This window comes from Collinsella sp. CLA-ER-H7 (assembly GCF_040092345.1).
Taxonomy (GTDB): Bacteria; Actinomycetota; Coriobacteriia; order Coriobacteriales; family Coriobacteriaceae; genus Collinsella.
Window position 1 is genome coordinate 120,716 of the sequence record NZ_JBBNLT010000006.1, and the last position, 16,152, is coordinate 136,867.

Annotated in this window: 14 protein-coding genes; 7 read left to right on the forward strand and 7 right to left on the reverse strand. The window is 61.1% G+C overall.

Going from position 1 to position 16,152, the window contains the following annotated elements; genetic code table 11:
• The first annotated feature begins 1 nt into the window (after position 1).
• The gene (locus AAAX75_RS05180) at positions 2–904 is read left to right on the forward strand and encodes a DUF4430 domain-containing protein (RefSeq protein WP_347478875.1); all 903 of its coding nucleotides are present in this window, start codon (positions 2–4) and stop codon (positions 902–904) included.
• Between the two features lie 159 nt (positions 905–1,063).
• Here AAAX75_RS05180 and AAAX75_RS05185 read toward each other — a convergent pair whose 3' ends face one another.
• From AAAX75_RS05185 to AAAX75_RS05195, 3 genes are all read right to left on the reverse strand, one after another.
• The gene (locus AAAX75_RS05185; protein ID WP_022095123.1) at positions 1,064–1,471 is read right to left on the reverse strand and encodes a GtrA family protein; all 408 of its coding nucleotides are present in this window, start codon (positions 1,469–1,471) and stop codon (positions 1,064–1,066) included.
• A gap of 219 nt (positions 1,472–1,690) precedes the next feature.
• Positions 1,691–2,086 (reverse strand): GtrA family protein, encoded by a 396-nt coding sequence (locus AAAX75_RS05190; protein ID WP_349091306.1) that lies wholly within the window; start codon positions 2,084–2,086, stop codon positions 1,691–1,693.
• Between the two features lie 78 nt (positions 2,087–2,164).
• Complete coding sequence (locus AAAX75_RS05195; RefSeq protein WP_349091307.1) at positions 2,165–4,081, reverse strand: fructose-1,6-bisphosphatase; 1,917 nt, start codon at positions 4,079–4,081, stop codon at positions 2,165–2,167.
• 320 nt (positions 4,082–4,401) lie between these two features.
• Here AAAX75_RS05195 and AAAX75_RS05200 point away from each other — a divergent pair, with 320 nt between their 5' ends.
• Positions 4,402–5,292, forward strand: coding sequence for a DegV family protein (locus tag AAAX75_RS05200; protein WP_152068287.1), 891 nt, complete (start codon positions 4,402–4,404; stop codon positions 5,290–5,292).
• An 80-nt stretch (positions 5,293–5,372) separates the two neighbouring features.
• Here the strand turns inward: AAAX75_RS05200 and AAAX75_RS05205 are convergent, their stop codons facing one another.
• Positions 5,373–6,464: a hypothetical protein gene (locus AAAX75_RS05205; RefSeq protein WP_152068286.1), complete on the reverse strand. Its 1,092-nt coding sequence runs from the start codon at positions 6,462–6,464 to the stop codon at positions 5,373–5,375.
• 191 nt (positions 6,465–6,655) lie between these two features.
• On the opposite strand from AAAX75_RS05205, the gene AAAX75_RS05210 reads away from it, so the two are divergent.
• Complete coding sequence (locus tag AAAX75_RS05210) at positions 6,656–6,826, forward strand: hypothetical protein (protein ID WP_156333777.1); 171 nt, start codon at positions 6,656–6,658, stop codon at positions 6,824–6,826.
• Between the two features lie 24 nt (positions 6,827–6,850).
• Here AAAX75_RS05210 and AAAX75_RS05215 read toward each other — a convergent pair whose 3' ends face one another.
• A complete protein-coding gene (locus AAAX75_RS05215) occupies positions 6,851–7,954 on the reverse strand; it encodes an RsmB/NOP family class I SAM-dependent RNA methyltransferase (protein WP_152068285.1) in 1,104 nt (367 codons plus the stop codon).
• 40 nt (positions 7,955–7,994) lie between these two features.
• Entirely contained in the window at positions 7,995–10,145 is a 2,151-nt protein-coding gene (locus tag AAAX75_RS05220) for a class I tRNA ligase family protein (RefSeq protein WP_195520710.1), read from the reverse strand.
• Positions 10,146–10,277: 132 nt separating this feature from the next.
• Between AAAX75_RS05220 and AAAX75_RS05225 the strand changes: the two genes are divergently transcribed.
• The 3 genes from AAAX75_RS05225 to queA all read left to right on the forward strand — a co-directional run bounded on the left by AAAX75_RS05225 (position 10,278) and on the right by queA (position 12,712).
• Positions 10,278–10,844, forward strand: coding sequence for a DUF3267 domain-containing protein (locus AAAX75_RS05225; protein WP_349091308.1), 567 nt, complete (start codon positions 10,278–10,280; stop codon positions 10,842–10,844).
• Between the two features lie 10 nt (positions 10,845–10,854).
• Positions 10,855–11,430: an epoxyqueuosine reductase QueH gene (locus AAAX75_RS05230; protein ID WP_349091309.1), complete on the forward strand. Its 576-nt coding sequence runs from the start codon at positions 10,855–10,857 to the stop codon at positions 11,428–11,430.
• A gap of 70 nt (positions 11,431–11,500) precedes the next feature.
• Entirely contained in the window at positions 11,501–12,712 is a 1,212-nt protein-coding gene (queA, locus tag AAAX75_RS05235; protein ID WP_250787531.1) for a tRNA preQ1(34) S-adenosylmethionine ribosyltransferase-isomerase QueA, read from the forward strand.
• A 366-nt stretch (positions 12,713–13,078) separates the two neighbouring features.
• Here queA and AAAX75_RS05240 read toward each other — a convergent pair whose 3' ends face one another.
• The gene (locus AAAX75_RS05240) at positions 13,079–14,824 is read right to left on the reverse strand and encodes a hypothetical protein (protein WP_349091310.1); all 1,746 of its coding nucleotides are present in this window, start codon (positions 14,822–14,824) and stop codon (positions 13,079–13,081) included.
• Between the two features lie 294 nt (positions 14,825–15,118).
• On the opposite strand from AAAX75_RS05240, the gene AAAX75_RS05245 reads away from it, so the two are divergent.
• Positions 15,119–15,919, forward strand: coding sequence for an SDR family oxidoreductase (locus AAAX75_RS05245; RefSeq protein ID WP_006235414.1), 801 nt, complete (start codon positions 15,119–15,121; stop codon positions 15,917–15,919).
• The last annotated feature ends 233 nt before the right edge of the window (positions 15,920–16,152 follow it).

Sequence of the window (16,152 nt, forward strand, 5' to 3'; positions counted from 1 at the left end):
TGTGTCCAATAAATCCAAGGACGCTGACCCCAAGCAACCAGATTCCTCGTTCATTCAGTTCGACGATGCAAAGCAACAGGGCGCCGCTTCGGCGGCGTCCGCATCTCGTCGCAAGGCGCTCCTTGGCGTTCTTGCTGCCGCGTGCACCATTCTGATCGTCGTCTCGCTGGGCTTCGTCCATCCTTCCGAGAGCGGCGCCTGGTCCATTGACTGGATCGTTCAGACCGTGACGGGGGAGAGCGTCGTCGCCAAGGACACCAAGGGGTCTGGCTCGTCTACCGCTTCGGGCGAGGCCAGTTCCAAGGATTCCAAATCTTCGGATGCTGCAAAAGATGAGTCCAAGGGCTCGAACGACGCCAAGGATGATTCCGAGTCTTCGCACAAGGAATCGGACAAAAGCTCGGATAGCAAGAAGTCCGATGGCCAGGACAGCAAGAGGTCTGGCGATAAATCCGCTGCCCAAAATACGGGAGCCGGTGATACTTCCAATGCGTCTGGCGGTGCTTCTTCGGGCGGTGGCCAGTCGTCTGATGGAGCCTCATCCCCTAATGGTGGAAACGCCTCCTCGGGCAGCCAAAGCGGCTCACAGGAGTCCAACTACGTTACGGTGACGGTTTCGGTCACATCGAGCGCTGTGGGCAATCCCGTGTCCTCTGGCGGCACCTTTACCTTTAACGAAGGCGCCACCGTTTACGATGCCCTGTGCGCGCTGGGCCTTTCTGTCAACGCACACGGCTCATCGTACGGCACGTATGTTTCTGCGATTGGTGGTTTGGCCGAGAAACAGTACGGCGGCACGAGCGGCTGGATGTACTCCGTCAACGGCACAACGCCCATGACGGCCTGCAGTAACTACGTTCTCTCCAATGGTGACAACGTCGTTTGGTATTACGTAACGGGCTAGAGGCCTCGACATAGCGCGCCAGACGGGCGGTTCGGACCAACATCCGGACCGCCCGTTTTTCATGCGAATGGGACTGGGTCGCCGGGTCTCTCGGCAAACAAAAAACCGGTTGGAACGGGAATTCCAACCGGTTATACATTCAAGCAAATAGTGAATCGACTACGACCGTGCGCCCTCGAGGAAGAAGCGGCGGCTGAAGTAGTTGTACCAGGTGACGAGGAACGTGGCGATGGCCTTCATGGCCTGGTAGCCGATGCTCAAAAACGTGACGCCCACAAACATGTACAGGTCGTTGAGGCCCAGGCCGATCACCGACAGGATGGTGAAGATCGTGAACTCGCGCTTGCGGCTCATGCCTTCGCGGTGGTCGAACACGTACTTCATGCTGAGCCAGTAGTTGACCACGACGGACGTGATAAACGAAACCGTGGTGCTCATCAAAAAGTCGAGGTGGAACAGCTCGACGAGCGCAATGAGCATGCCCCAGTCGATGCCAAAGGAGATAAGACCCACGACAGCAAACTTGAGGAACTGCTTGGTATGAGGTTGTGCCAGCGCCTTGCGCACGTAATCACATCCAATGCGTTGATGAATCGAGCAGAGGATACTTTAGAGCTTTTACAAGGGAAACGTAAGGTCTTTGCCAAGAACTATATGAACTCGCCAAATTTTCAAGAGCTAATCCGCAAACGTTGAAAATTTGCCCGTAAACGAGCGACACCCACGGACGATACTGCGCTGAGTGCGCGTCGTCCGTGGGCGCCGTAATGCTGCAGGGGTTTCGAGCTATTTTGTCACGTCGCCCTCCAGGAAGATTTTTCGGGTCACAAAGTTGTAGACCATGACAAGCGCGGTGGCGCAGATCTTGGCGATATTGGCCTCGAGTCCCAGGCCGGCGTTGAGCGCCAGCACGATGCCGTCGTTGAGCACCAAACCGATCACGGACAGCACGACAAAGATGATGAACTCGCGGCGGCGGCTCATGCCTTCCTTGTGCGCAAACACGTACTTCATGCTTGCGAGGTAGTTAAAGATGAGTGAGATGATAAAGCCGCTGGTGTTGGCGATTAGGATGTTGAGGCCCAGACCGTAGTGGAGCAGATTCATAATGCCAAAGTCGATAACCGTGGCAATGACACCGACGACGCCAAATTTCATGATCTGCGCAAGGAGCTTTTGCATGGTACCTGCCTTAGGGTGGCGCGGGGACGCCATGGGGATGACAAACTCAGCAAGTTTAGCCAATCCCCGCGGGTGGGGCTAGACGCGCTCTTCGATAGCACCGTTTCTATATGCATCGAGCAGCTGGCGCAGGTCCTGGATCTGGCTGCGAATTTTGGCGCCAGTATCGGTGTCGCTCACCATGCGGCGACGGTCCGCTTGGTCAAAACGGTTGGTCTCGCTCTCGATGTCCACGTTGCGCGTGAGTGCCTCGGCAACCGTCGTAAAGGCCCGGTGCGACTTGAGGCGGCAGCCGCGCGAGCTCGAGATGAGCGTATAGCCGGCGATACCCGTCTTGGGATGGTAAGCGCGGCAGAAGCCGCCATCGATGACCAGCAGCTTGCCGTTGGCGCGGATGGGCTGCTCGCCCTTGGTGGTTTTAACGGGCGTGTGGCCGTTGATGATGTGGCCGGTCGGCGAACATGCCATGGGCGCGACGCCAAACTCGCGCATGATGTCGTCGCAGACCGAGGGCGACTTGGTAAGCGTAAAGTACGGGTCCATCGGCTCGACCCAGGTGCTCTTATCGGCGATATAGGCGCGCTCAAAGGTACGCACCAGGCGTCCGCTGGCGGGTGAATTGAAGCCAATCCACAGGTACCACATCCAGTCGAGGGCATCGCGGTCGCCCACGCGCCACGCGCGGCGGGCGATGTGGTCGCAAAAATCGAGATAATCGCGGCCGGCGTGCCAGGTGCCCAGGCAGTTCATGCTGCTAAAGGTGCCGTCTTCGTTGAGCGGAACGCAGCCGTGGAAGAGCAGGTTGCCGTTGGCGACCTTGTACATCGAGCCGTGGGAATAGAGGAAATCGATATGGCGATGCAGGTGATCGGCGGTGACAAACTCGGACACGAGCTTGTCGATGATGTGCTGCTCCTGAGACGTGAGCGTATAGGGGTCCGCCGGATCGACGGTGGGGAAGTCGTTGGTCGTGAGCGGCCATACGCTGCCGTCGGCGAGCGTGACCGTGCCGGTGTCGTGCTCGATCTTGTCGAGTAACAGACGGTCGGTCATATCGAACTCGGGGTGGCGCTGGATAATCTGGCCCTCGAGCTTAAAGAGCAGCACATTGATGGCCTTGATCAGCGGGGTGATGGACTCACCGGCGGTGTAGGTGGCATCGGCAAAGGCGACAAGCTCACGCAGCGAGATGCCGTAGTCGTTCTCGAGGATCTCGTAATTGTCGTAACGCAGGTTGTTGCGCAGCACCGTGGCGATGCAGGCGGGCTCACCGGCCGCAGCGCCCATCCATAGCAGGTCGTGGTTGCCCCACTGGATGTCGAGCGAATGGTAGGTGAGCAGGCGGTCCATAATCTTGGCAGCGCCGCCGCCGCGGTCGAAGATATCGCCCACCAGGTGCAGGTGGTCGACGGCCAAGCGCTTGATGAGCGAGGCGAGTGACTCGATAAAGTCGTCGGCGCTGGCGGTCTCCAGGATGGACTCCACGATGCGCTCGTGATAGCGCACGCGATAGTTGTTCTCGTCCGGGTGCGTGTGCAACAACTCGTCGATGATATAGGCGTAATCGCGCGGTATGGCCTTACGCACCTTGGAGCGCGTGTAGCGGCTTGAAAGCGAACGAGCGACCATGATGAGCTGGTCAAGCATCGTCTTGTACCAGGTGGGCGAGTCCTCGCGCTGGCTGCGGACCAGCTCGATCTTCTCGTGCGGGTAGTAGATGAGCGTGCACAGCTCGCCCTTTTCGTCAAAGGTGAGCGTGTCGCCAAAAATCTCGTCGACATGCTCGCGCACGACGCCCGAGCAGTTGTTGAGGATGTGCATAAAGGCTTCGTACTCGCCATGCACGTCGCTCATAAAATGCTCGGTGCCTTTGGGCAGGTTGAGGATGGCCGAGAGATTGATGATCTCGGTAAACGCGGATTGTTCGGTGGGGAACTGTCTCGAAAGCAGGCGCAGATACTTGAAGTCTTGCGGGTTGCGATCGAATGCGACCATGAAACACCTTCCGATGGGGCTGGTAAAACTGATAAACAGCGTCAAACGTTTACCAGTATGCGCCGCTTTTGTTTCGATTTTGCGCCAGCGGCTGAATTGTCGGATGAACGGTTTGGTAAATCGATTTAGTTGAGGTAGATATGGCGGTTGAGTGGAGACGACAGAGGGTGTTTTCTCAGATATTTTTGCGTGGGGCCGGTGGAGACGATGGTGGTAAAGATGTTCACTATTTTTGGTTCGATTTGGTAAATAGTGGACATATGTACCGCATGTAGGCTCACTGTGCGATAATTTGCGCAGCAATGAGTAAGGAGCCTCATATGAGTGATTTTGTCCTGACCTGTGAATCCGCCGCCGACCGAACCCGTGAGTTCTTTGAATCGCGCAATATTCCCGTCGCGTATTTTCATTACGAGATCGACGATGTTGTCTATACGGACGATCTGTATCAGTCGATTACGCCGGACGAGTTTTTTGCCCAGATTGCCGCGGGCGCCATGCCCAAGACGTCTCAGGTGGGCGTGGGCGAGTACGAGGAGTTTTGGGAGCCGTTTGTTGCCGAGGGTAAAGACGTGCTGCACCTGACGTTGTCGTCGGGTATTTCGGGCACGTATGGATCGGCCTGCGTCGCGGCGCAGATGCTTGCGGATCGCTATCCCCAGGGCGGCAAGGTACGCGTCATCGATTCGCTGGGGGCGTCTTCGGGCTTTGGTCTGTTGCTGGAATATGCCGCCGACGTGCGCGATAGCGGGGCTTCACTCGACGAGACGGCCGCTTGGATCGAGGAGCATAAACTCAACCTGCACCACTGGTTCTTCTCGACCGATCTGTCGAGCTACCTGCGCGGCGGTCGCATTTCGGCCGCGAGCGCGATCATCGGCACGGCGCTCAAGATTTGCCCGCTTATGACGGTCGATTGCGAAGGTAAGCTGTCGCCACGTGAGAAGATTCGCACTAAGAAGCGAGCGATTTCCGAGATGGCTAAGACCATGATGGCACACGTACAGGACGGTGCAGATTATTCGGGTAAGTGCATCATGTCGCAGTCGGCGTGCCGCGAGGATGCCGAGGCGGTCGCGGCGCTGATTGAGGAACAGGTTCCGCAGCTTAAAGGCAAGATTGAGATCAATGACATCGGTACTCTGATTGGCTCGCATACCGGACCTGGTACGGTGGCGCTCTTCTTTATGGGCGACAAGCGCGTGGATTAATTTGCCCCATCACGTCGCTGCATGATTGCTCAAACGAAAACGGCCCGCCTCACGTTTGTGGGGCGGGCCAAGATGTTTTGCTAGCGTTTCTTTCCGCGGAAGAAAAAGCCGTGCAGTGACGGCTTGAGGCCGCGGTTGGCGCGATGCTCCTCGACGCGCTCGTGGATCGAAGCGACGCGCTCGATGACTTCGTCGGGAATCGGCACATCGGGATTCATGTTCTCGACTTGGCTGACCTCGGCGGCGGCGACCTGGTCGATAATGGGCACGTCGTCGCGCGAGATGACAGGTGTGGCGTCTTCCTTCATCTTGCGATAACGCTGCATCATGTCGGTCTGTAGCTGCTGGGCCGAAGGCGGTGTCCAGATGATGGCGTTGGCGCCGGCGGCGATGGTCTCGCGAATGCTCTCGGGCGTCTTGCCGCCCGGCGCGATAAGCGGCAGGTTGGGATAGTGCTCGCGCAGCTCGCGTAGGACCTGGGGCGTGTTCTTGCCGGCGGCGATGTTGAGAATCTTGGCTCCAGCGCGCACCTTGGCGTGGGCATCGTCGTCGCAGCGAACGACCGTGGCGATGACGGGGATGTCGGCGATGTTGGTGATGTGCTCGACCATCTCGGCAGTAGCGGGGGAGTTGACCACGCAGCCCGCCGCGCCCTGCATCTCGGAGACGGCTGCCATCTGCACGGAGCGCTTACCGGTCGTAGTTCCGCCACCCACGCCTACAAAGACCGGGCACTCGGCGACGGTCAGCAGCGCTTGCGTAATGGCGGGCTGCGGCGTGAAAGGGTAGACCGCAAAGACGGCGTCGGCGTTGGAGTTGCGGATAACCGCGACATCGGTGGTGTAAATGAGCGACTTGATGCGTCGGCCAAAGAGCGTGAAGCCGCTGGCCTCCTCGATCTCGTCGGGCATGCGAAGGGCAGCCTTGCGCAGGCGTCCGTCGATGGGCAGGGGCTCCATAGGGAGCAGGCCGTTGGGCGTGACGGCTACTTGGGGCTCGGTGAACTCGTCTGCAAGCTCGACCTCGGAAAAATCGACCGAGGCGACGATGTCCTTGTGCACCTCGGCGGGCACATCGATGGGAGCTTGGTCGTTTGCCGCCGCAGGCGTGTCGAAGGAGCTGGTGCCGACGAAGGCGTCGACGCGCTCATTTAGATCGTTGAGGGTATCCATGGAGGCTCGATTCTATGTGATAACGGCCGGCGCTATGCAGCCGGAATTGCGAATGCTAAATCGTTTGACGAGTTGATTTTTCCCCGCCGCGCCATCCGTTAGACCGAAGGGCCGGTGAACGTGAAGGAGCTGTGGTGGCGGGGATCGAGGTGCTATCTTGAAAGTCCCGTTTACAAGAGAGGTGACGCGGTATGGAATTTTCGGCAATGTTGGGCTCGATTGGCCTGTGTGTGGGCGCAATCGTTGCCGCCGCGGTCATCTACTTTGTGGTCACGGCCATTAAGGGCAAAAGGGCCGAACGCAAGGAGCGCACGATGCTTAAACAGCATCGCGACCAGCAGGGCAAACGCGCACGGAGATAACTTGTTGAGTTTTGGATCCGTGCGCTAGCTGCGTTTTCGGATCAGGGCAATGTAGAAGCCCTCAAAGTCGCGGCTAGGCGGAATGGTGAGCGTGCCGGGCAGGCCGTTGGCGATGGCCGATACCTGACCGGCGGCAATGGCTTCGGTCAGAGCGTTGGACTCGATGCGCGGCTCCTCACCAGCTTCCTGGGTGCGTCGTGCTTCGCTTTCGCTCGGCGTGCCGTCGAGGGGGATAAGCTCGCAGTCCATGTGCTTGTCGAGGGCCTCTTGCAGGGCGTCCTCGTTTTCCTGCGGCAAAATCGAACAGGTCGAATAGACGAGCGTGCCGCCCGGTTTGAGGGCACCCATGGCGCGGTCCAGAAGTGCTCGCTGCGAGCGGGCGCACTTGCTCAGCAACTGCTCGGTGAGGCCGCGCAGGCTTTTCTCGTTGCCACTGATGACGGTGCCCGTGCCGGTGCAGGGAGCGTCGAGCAGGATGCGGTCAAAGCGGAAGAACTCGTCGAGCTCGCGTGCGTCGATGCGCATGACGGGCACGTTTTTGGCACCTTGGCGGTGGAGGTTGGACTCAAGCTTTTCGGCGCGGGGAATGCTCATCTCACAGGCGGTGAGGTGCGCCTGTCCCTGGGTGAGGGCGGCGATCTGTGTTGTCTTGCCGCCGGGGGCTGCGCACATGTCCAGGATGTCCTCGCCTGCCTGGGCGCCCAGGACCAACGGCGGCATCATGGATGACAGGCTCTGCAGGTAGATCTTGCCGTCGCGGTAGATGTCGAGATCCCACAGATCGGAAACCTGGGCCTCGGGCAGGATAAAGGCGTCTGGGTACCAGGCGACGGGGTTGTGGGCGATGCCGGCGGCACCGAGCGCCGCAGCGATGTCCTCGGCGGTCGCCTTGAGCGTGTTGGCGCGCAGCGTGACCGGGCGTGTGGCCGCGGCGCCGAAGCCCTCGATCATGAGCTTGGCATCGGCGGGCGCATAGGCGCCGGCGACCGTGTCGACCATAAAGCGCGGCAGGTCGGCGGCGGAGTGTTGGGCGGCAAGCTGGTCAGAAAGCTCGGTAGCAGCAAACTGCCTGAGCTTGAGCTCGGCCTTGACCTGCTTTTTCTGCTTACGACGACGCGGCTTGGACATCCGTCTTTCCTTCCCATTCCATTACATGTCGAGTGTTGTTTTAGTACTGGCTCTCGTGCTTGCTGAAGAAGTCGAAGCGCGGGGGCAGCGGCTTCACGCGGTGCTCGCCGGGCTTCTCGCCCAGGCTTTCCACGAACTCGTCCGTGGAGGCAAATATGTTGTCCCAGCTAAAGAAGGCGACGGGGTCGACGTCGAAGTACTCGCAAATGAGCTCGCAGCCGGCCGGCACGATGCCGTGCATGAGCACGGTCGCCACGCGCAGCTCGGTGAAGGCGTCGACGAGGGCCTGCGTCATCGCGGTATTGGCTTGCTCGCCCTCAAGCTTGTTGGCAGCCTTGGAGGCGTCGCTCCAGCGCTTGTTGGCGGCGCGCAGGTAGTCGTCGCACACAGCGAGCGCGCGGTGCGTCTCGAACTTGTACATGGCCTGCTCAAACGCGAGGGCGGCCTGCTCGGCGGCCTCCACCACGGTGGCCGAGGCGGCGCCGGCGGGGATGCAACCGTTGCGATAGGGGCTCTCGTCGCCCTCCTTGACGGCGACGCCGTAGAAGCAGCTGCGGGCCAGGCGGTTGAAGACGCCGGTCAAAAGGGCGCTTTCCTTAAGGGCCGGATCGATGACGCGCTTGTCGTCGCAGGCGTGCACCTCGTTGCCGTCCTTGTCCTTGCCGGTCACGCGGGTGTCGTATGCCTTGGGGCTAAAGCTCACCGGCTTCTCGGACAGGCCGAGCGACAGCCAGTGCGCGCGCATCTGCTCGCAGGTGTAGTGGTTGAGCAGGTCGTCTGCCGGCGGGGGAGGCGTCTGCGAGGACGAGCTTGCCTTTTTGCCCATGTAGAGCAGGTGGTAGCAGGCGCTGACGGTGCTCTGCGTGAGGTTCCAACCCAGGGCCTCCCACATGGCGGTCTGCGCGATGCAATAGAAGTAGATGTTGTCCTGGCCAATGAACTGGTAGATTTGTGCGTCATCCGAGCACCACCAGTCGCGCCAGTCGAGCGAGCTGTGCTGGTAGGTGGGCGCGGGGACCTGCGTGGAATCGGCGGCGGGCTCGCCCATGAGGGCGGCATCCTGGGCGGCGACGCCCTCGGTCACGCCGGCGGCCTTGGCATCGCGTGCGAGCACGGTGCGCGTATAGCTGATGGGAGCCCACAGGCTCTCGGGCCAGCACCAGCAGGTGACGTCGGAGACGCCATCGACCTCGGGCACCGGAACGCCCCAGTCGATGTTGCCGGTGATGCGGAAGGGTACGAGCGCCTTGCCGCTGCGGAAGCGCACGCCGCCGTTGGCGAGCACCGCGTGGGCATCGTCGCGCTCCTTCCAGCTGGGGAAGGTGACGGTAAAGCTGCTCTTGTTGCCCTCGGGCTCCAGCACGGTGTGCTCGGGAAGCTGATCCTCGACGGCATCGAAGGCCTCGCGGAACTTGTTCTGGATGTAGAGCTGGGCCGGCAGCAGCCACTCCTCCATGGTCTTGGAGACCACGGAGCGAACCTGCGGGTTCTGGGCGAGCTTGGCGGTGTAGGTCTTCATAAAGTCGAGGTAGGCCGGCAGGTCAAAGTAGAGGTTGTCGACCGGGCGCAGCTCGGGCACCTCGCCGGTGAGCTGGCTCTTGGGCGCGATGAGCTCCTCGGGCTCAAACTGGTGACCCAGGTCGCACTCGTCGGCGTAGGCTTTCTCGGACTTGCAGCCCTGGATGGGGCAGCGGCCGATCACCTGACGGCCGTTGAGGAACGTGCCGGCCTTGGCATCGTAGAACTGCAGCGTGGAGCGCTTGGAGATGGTGCCCTGCTCGTGCAGACGCTCGATAATCTCGGTGGTCACCTCGTTGTGAATCTGCGCAGCCGGCTCAAGGCCCGAGCCGCCGTAGATGTCACAGCTGATGTTGTAGTTGTTGAGGGTCGCGGCCTGGCGGGAGTGATTGGACTCGACATACTCGCTAATGGACTTGTCGTAGCCCTCGTTCTCCTTGAGCTTGCGGTAGCTCTCCATGATGGGCGAGCCATAGCAGTCGGTGCCCGAGGTGAAGATGACGTTCTCGCGGCCCAGGCGGTCGCGCAGGAAGCGGGCGAAGAAGTCGGCAGGGACAAAGACGCCGCCAACGTGGCCAAAGTGAAGGCCCTTGTTGCCGTAGGGCTCGCCGGCGGTAACGATGGCGCGGCGAGGCCAGCTGGGACGGTCGTTCATGGAGTATTTGGATGCCATGGGACTCCTTCGCATATGGTGAGGGCGCGGCCGGGCGCGGGGCTCGGCGGCGCGGTGGTCAATTCGTGCATATCGTTCGACATTATCGCACATGCGGGCGGGTGCGTGGCAGGGGCGCTATCCTAAGATGCTATGAATGAGATTTCCAACATACATGCGTTTGAGGACGAGGATTTTCTGCACGCCTGCTTTGTGTGGGGGATGGCCGTGCTTGGCGCATTTGCCGTGTGTCTGGTGCCGGTGTTTATGCTGCTGGGCGGGCCTGCGGACTTGGATGCGGCTGACGCGGGCGGCTGGATGGCCGACTTGGGATGGATAGTCGGCTTGGCTGCGATCTCAATGGCGTCGTTCGCCGTGCACGAGCTGGTGCACGGTGTGTTTTTTAAGCTGCTGGCGCCTGCGGGCGCGCAGGTGACCTTTGGGGCGAATCGCGAGACGGCGATGATCTATGCCTGCGCCGAGGGCGTTGTGTATTCGCGCCGGCGGTACATGGTGGTTTGCCTGGCGCCGACGGTTGTTGTGACGTCGGCGTTTGCCCTGGGGTTTGCGTTTTCGGGCTATCCGCTGCTGTGCTACCTGGCGACCGGCTTGCATTTATCGGGTTGCGTGGGCGATTGGTATTACGTGCGGACCATTTTGCGCGACCGCCGCATTGTCGCCTGCGAGGACACGTCCTTCGGCGTGCGCTTTTTCGGGTGAGGAGATGTCGATGAAGCCGTTGTTGTTGCACGCCTGCTGTGCGCCGTGCTCTCTTGAGCCGGTCCGCCTGCTGCGCGAGGAAGGGTTTGAGCCCACAATCTGCTGGACCAACCCCAATATTCAGCCGCACGATGAATGGCAGCGGCGTTTGGACGAGCTGCGCCGGTGGTGTGCCGATGGCGACATCGAGCTTATCGAGGCGGGGGAGGACCGGGAGCGCTGGGAGGCCGGCGTGGCCCCGCTGGGCGCCGATCGACCCCGTCGCTGTCGCGCGTGCTATGCCCTGCGCTTGGCCGAGGCATGTCGTGTGGCCCAGGAACGCGGGTTTGAGTCTGTGGGCACGACGCTCGCCGTCTCGCCGTATCAGTTGTTCGAAACCTGCAATGATGTGTTGGAGCGTCTGGCTGCCGCCCGCGGTCTCACTCCGGTGATTCGCGATTTTCGTCCGTATTACCCCGAGGCGACACGTCGTTCGCGCGAGCTGGGTATGTATCGGCAGAATTACTGCGGCTGCCGATTCTCGGCCGTCGAGGCGGCCATGGACCGCGCCCGCATCCGCGACGAGCGCAAAGCCGCCAAAAAGTAGTTCATTTGGGACGTCAGCCTGCTAGGATGTAGAGCGGACTTTAGCTATATAAGGAGTATCCGACGTGTCTATGCGTACCGATGATTTTGACTACAACCTTCCCGAGGAACTGATTGCCCAAGCTCCTGCCGAGCCGCGCGACTCCTGCCGCCTTCTGGTGGTGGATCGCAAGGGCTCCCAGGCGGGAACGCCGCTGGAGCACGGCGGTACCGTTGAGCACCGCATCTTCCGCGACATCATCGACTATATCGAGCCGGGCGACGTGCTCGTCATCAACCAGACGCGCGTGATGCCGGCTCGCCTGATCGGTCGCAAAGCCGGCTCGGGCGGCGTGGTCGAGACTCTGCTGCTCAAGCGCCGCGAGGACGTGGATCCGCTGGGCCATGTTTGGGAGTGCTTGGTCAAGCCGGGCAAGCGCCTGAAGCCCGGTGCTCATATTGAGTATCGCGCCGGTGGCGCCCATGCGCCCGAGGGGGCTCCCGTGGTGCTGACGGCCGAGGTCGTCGACTTTGTCACCGATAGCCGCGGCGGCCGTCTGGTGCGTTTTGAGCCGGCCGGTTGCAATGCCGCCGGCGACCCGCGCACGCTCGACGAGGCCATCCACGCTGCCGGCCACGTGCCGCTGCCGCCCTACATTACCGATTACGAGGGCGATCCCGAGAAGTACCAGACCGTCTACGCCATGAAGGAGGAGCACTCGGCTGCCGCTCCTACGGCGGGTCTGCACTTCACGCCCGAGCTCATGGCCGCTATCGAGGCCAAGGGTGCGAAGTTTGCCGCCGTCGAGCTCGAGGTGGGTATCGATACCTTCCGTCTGGTGGAGGAGGACGACCCCACGCAGCACGTGATGCACACCGAGCGCTACCACGTGTCGCAGGAGGTTGTCGATGCCGTGCACAAGGCCAAGGCCGAGGGTCATCGTGTGATCGCCGTCGGCACCACCGCGGTGCGCTCGCTCGAGAGCGCGTTTGACGCGGACGCGCCGGTGTCCGATCCGGCTGTGACGGCGCGCTATTTTGAGGGCCGCGAGGACGGGGCCGACACGCTCGGCCGCGGCGACATCGTGGTGCGCGAGAACGCGACAACGCAGCTCTACCTTATGCCCGGCTCGACCTATCACGTGGTCGACGCGTTGATCACGAACTTCCACGTGCCGCGCTCTACACTCATGATGCTTGTGAGCGCGCTTGCCACCCGCGACCAGATCATGGATGCCTACGCCGCCGCCATCGAAGAGCGTTACCGCTTCTTCAGCTTTGGCGACGCGATGCTCATTCAGTAGGTTACGGCGTTTTACAAACGCCGTAACCGGTCGACGCTGCAAACCCGCCAGAGCGGCAATCTGCCTTTCAACTTCGGCGGCATGACCAGAAGGTCAATGCCGCCTTGTTTCAAGGCACCTTGCTCGCTCTGGCGGGTTTTCGCTGACTTCGCCAAAACATCGGCGCCGCCGTTGTTGGCACTTGGGGACGTTCCTTTTGTGCCGGCACCTGGGGACACTCCTTATGTCAAGAGATTGGTGCAAGAGGGATAGATTGCCTTGCATCAATCTAATAAGTTGCGGTGAGATAGTTCTTAAATTGGCTTTTTGAGGGCTAAACAGGAACTATCTCACCGCAACTGCGTTGAGCGTTTTTTGGCAGCTGGTTTACTTGCTCGCGAACAGCCAGACTAGGATGATCACCAGGATTGCGACGACGATGCAGACGATGGCGCCGGTGAATTTGATGCGTGAGTCGCGGGTACGCTCGCGCACCGCGTCCTCGGTGGCCTCGAGCTGGGCGACTTCGCGCTCGGTCTCGGCGTGTTCGGCTTTGTCTCGGGCCAAGGACCCTGCAAGCGACTCAGTAATCTCTGGGTGGTCGTGTACTTCGTTCGCCTGTTCGATGATCGACTGCGCATGTGCGGCATCTGCTTGGGCGTTGGCGATGCTCTGCTCTTGGTCGCGGCGTGCCTTGTCCTCGGCGGCGATCTTCTCGCGCAGTTCGCGCTGGCGCGTTGCAGCGGCGGTTTTTGCGGTCTGCAGCTCGTCGCGCGCGGCATCGGCCTCTGCCGTCACGGCTTGGTGCGCGCGTTTGGCTTCGGCAATGGGGGCCTGCGCCTGTTCGACGGCCTGCTCGGCTGCGGCAAGCGAGTGTTCAAGGTCGGCGGTGATACGCGGGACATCTTCTTCGGCTTTACGCAGGGCATCTGCCGTGTCGGAGATCTGCATCGAGAGCTCGCTAGTGCGCACCGTATAGTTGGCGGGATTTGCCGAGGGATTGCGTTGCAGCTCGGCATACTCATGACGCAGTGTCTCGAGCTGGGCGCGCGTGGCGTCGACGGTTTGTTGTGCGGCGGCAATGCCGGCGTCTCGCTCGGCCTGCACCTTGTCGCGGATGCGCTTGGAATCCTCAAGACGGCGAACGAGGCGGTTGCCGGTCTCGCGCGAGCTCGCCTCGCGGGCCTCCACGGCATCGAGCGCGGCCTTCAGGCGGAGCTCGGTCGCGTCATCCTCTGTCTTCATTTGTTCGAGCTGACCCTTGAGCTCTGCTACTTTGGAAGCATGGACATCGCGATCGATTTCGGCTGCCGCAGCGGTCTTTTGCGCTGTGGCGATCGCCTGACGCTGGTCGGCGACGATCTGCTCGTAGCGGCCTGCGATATCCTGGCGCGTCTCGAGTTCCTCGGCCTGATCGGCAATGCGCTGCTCAAGTTCGGCCAGGTGGGCGCGGGCATCGGCAAGTGCCTTTTTCGCGGCGTTCATCTCGCGCATGGCCGAGGCACCCTGGGCGATAAAGGTGCCCACGGCGTTCGCAGTGTTCGAGACAGCGGTCCCCAGATCGCGGCTTGCGGCGGGGGAGTGCGGGGCGGTCGGGCGAGCGGTGTCGGCAGCGTCCGCATCGGCAGCCTGCGGCGCGGCGATATTGCCGGTACCGCCCTCGACCACAGAAAAGCCTGCTGCGTGCGGATCGACCGCATCGGCGCCAATCGTGGGGTGCTCGAGCTGCAGAAACGAGGGCATGGTGCTGCCCTGGTCGGCAACCGGAGTCTCGCCGGGCACAAAGGTCGAGGCCGCCTCGGCGGCCTCCTCTTCCTCGGCATCAATATCGGCATCGGCGACGGCGTCTTTCATCGCTTTGACAGCATCCATCATGGAGTCCATGACGGCATCGAGCTCTTCTTCCGAAGACACCTCGATGGGGCCCGCTGCTTGCGGGACGTCGTCCTGAGCGGGCGCATCGTCGTTTTGCTCATCGGCGTTTTCTGTTTCGGGGGTTTCCGCCGTAGCGCTTTCGTCCAAGATGGGGTCGTCGATGTCGATACCATCGCAGGTCACAGCGTCAGTATCTGCGGTGACGTCTGCGGAATCATCAATATGCTGTTGAGTCTGGGGGTCCAGCTCGTCTGTCATAGGCATGTGCTCCTCATCGTTGTTTGTCACCCTATGATAAAGTCTCGCGCCGACATCCCGCGCGCCGCAGCAAAGTTTCAAAACGTGTTCGATGGCTCGATCTGATAACAATAACTCGGCCGCTTTATCCAGTTTGCACTTGACAATCCCTTCGCCGAACGACGTGGTGCCGTTCGCCTACCGCGGTCTTTTATTTTCGCTTGAACACGCTAAAGTTGCATCTCAGCTTTTGGCGCGTGAAGTTGGACACGCGCAGTCGGCGGGCGTGCCCGTCGCGATTTGAAAGGACTTTGTATGGGACTTTTCACTGGTAAGACCGTGATCGTCACCGGCGGCGGCAAGGCCACGCTCAAGGACGGTTCCGCTGGCTCCATCGGCTACGGCATCGATATCGCATTTGCCAAGGAGGGCGCGAACCTCGTCATCACCGGCCGCAACGTTGCCAAGCTCGAGGCCGCCAAGGAGTCTCTCGAGGCCGAGTACGGCGTCAAGGTTCTGCCTGTTCAGGCCGATGTCTCGGCTGGTCAGGACAACGAGGCCGTCGTCCAGAACGTCATCGACAAGGCCATTGAGGAGTTCGGCCGCATCGACGCCGTCGTCAACAATGCTCAGGCCAGCGCCTCGGGCGTGACCATCGCCGATCACACCATGGACCAGTTTAACCTGGCCATTTACTCCGGTCTGTATGCTACCTATCTGTACATGCAGAAGGCCTATCCGCACCTGAAGGAGACCAAGGGCTCCGTGGTCAACTTTGCCTCGGGCGCCGGCCTGTTTGGCAACTATGGCCAGTGCAGCTATGCTGCCGCCAAGGAGGGCATCCGCGGCCTGACCCGCGTTGCCGCCAACGAGTGGGGCAAGGACGGCATCAACGTCAATATCGTTTGCCCGCTTGCTTGGACCGCTGCGCTCGAGAACTTCCAGGATGCCTATCCCGAGGCGTTCAAGGCCAACGTCCACATGCCGCCGGCGGGTCACTACGGCGACGTCGAGAAGGAAATCGGCCGTGTGGTCGTTCAGCTCTGCGGTCCCGACTTTAAGTACATGAACGGTGAGACCGTCACCCTCGAGGGTGGCATGGGTCAGCGGCCCTAACAGTTACGCGGTTCTACGAACCGCGTAACCAGTTGACGCTGCAAACCCGCCAGAGCGGCAATCTGACGTTCAACTTCAAGGGCGCGACCAGAAGGTCAGCGCCCTTTCGTTTCACGTCACCTTGCTCGCTCTGGCGGGCTTTCGCTCATATGACCCAATCCGCTGTCAAGAGCCACAATGGCCCCGCCGACCGCTTGCAATCGGTCGGCGGGGCCTGCCGTTAACCCGTCCCG

What these genes read in the sequence shown, in the direction of transcription:
- AAAX75_RS05200 (WP_152068287.1), top strand. Translation starts at nt 4,402, where the DNA reads ATGAGTGATTTTGTCCTGACCTGTGAATCCGCCGCCGACCGAACCCGT.
- AAAX75_RS05195 (WP_349091307.1), bottom strand. Translation starts at nt 4,081, where the DNA reads ATGGTCGCATTCGATCGCAACCCGCAAGACTTCAAGTATCTGCGCCTG.
- AAAX75_RS05205 (WP_152068286.1), bottom strand. Translation starts at nt 6,464, where the DNA reads ATGGATACCCTCAACGATCTAAATGAGCGCGTCGACGCCTTCGTCGGC.
- AAAX75_RS05240 (WP_349091310.1), bottom strand. Translation starts at nt 14,824, where the DNA reads ATGACAGACGAGCTGGACCCCCAGACTCAACAGCATATTGATGATTCC.
- AAAX75_RS05245 (WP_006235414.1), top strand. Translation starts at nt 15,119, where the DNA reads ATGGGACTTTTCACTGGTAAGACCGTGATCGTCACCGGCGGCGGCAAG.
- AAAX75_RS05230 (WP_349091309.1), top strand. Translation starts at nt 10,855, where the DNA reads ATGAAGCCGTTGTTGTTGCACGCCTGCTGTGCGCCGTGCTCTCTTGAG.
- AAAX75_RS05220 (WP_195520710.1), bottom strand. Translation starts at nt 10,145, where the DNA reads ATGGCATCCAAATACTCCATGAACGACCGTCCCAGCTGGCCTCGCCGC.
- queA (WP_250787531.1), top strand. Translation starts at nt 11,501, where the DNA reads ATGCGTACCGATGATTTTGACTACAACCTTCCCGAGGAACTGATTGCC.
- AAAX75_RS05225 (WP_349091308.1), top strand. Translation starts at nt 10,278, where the DNA reads ATGAATGAGATTTCCAACATACATGCGTTTGAGGACGAGGATTTTCTG.
- AAAX75_RS05190 (WP_349091306.1), bottom strand. Translation starts at nt 2,086, where the DNA reads ATGCAAAAGCTCCTTGCGCAGATCATGAAATTTGGCGTCGTCGGTGTC.
- AAAX75_RS05215 (WP_152068285.1), bottom strand. Translation starts at nt 7,954, where the DNA reads ATGTCCAAGCCGCGTCGTCGTAAGCAGAAAAAGCAGGTCAAGGCCGAG.
- AAAX75_RS05210 (WP_156333777.1), top strand. Translation starts at nt 6,656, where the DNA reads ATGGAATTTTCGGCAATGTTGGGCTCGATTGGCCTGTGTGTGGGCGCA.